This is a genomic window from Citrobacter sp. TBCS-14, assembly GCF_005280805.1.
GTDB lineage: Bacteria > Pseudomonadota > Gammaproteobacteria > Enterobacterales > Enterobacteriaceae > Citrobacter > Citrobacter gillenii.
In genome coordinates this window covers 1-280 of the sequence record NZ_SZWM01000534.1, presented here as the reverse complement: position 1 = coordinate 280, position 280 = coordinate 1, and the positions used below count along the sequence as shown (strand labels likewise).

1 protein-coding gene is annotated in these 280 nt (G+C 49.3%); it reads right to left on the bottom strand.

The genetic code is table 11. From position 1 onward, the window contains the following. Positions 1-234, bottom strand: a 234-nt coding sequence (locus FDX22_RS19730) for an agmatine deiminase family protein (protein ID WP_370317615.1), incomplete at its 3' end; no start/stop codon positions are given. Positions 235-280: the final 46 nt, after the last annotated feature.

Below are 280 nucleotides of genomic sequence, written 5' to 3'. Positions count from 1 at the left end.
ATTCAATTGAATAATCTCACGCCCGGTAAATTGCTCCTGCAAAATATCGCGCGTGTTACGGTCCGTGCGTTTATCGCCAAACTCCGGCGCAATGACCGCATCATTACACAGATAGAAATTGATATAACCGGCGGCAAAATCACTGTTCGCATAGCTCTGGCGAATAGTTGATGGTCCTTCCAGCGTGATCACGTTCAGGTGCCGTCCTTTTGCATCTGTGGCTGTGCGTAAGATTTCCAGATGTCGCCGGGTTACAGCGTAGTCAAACGATGTTGGGTCC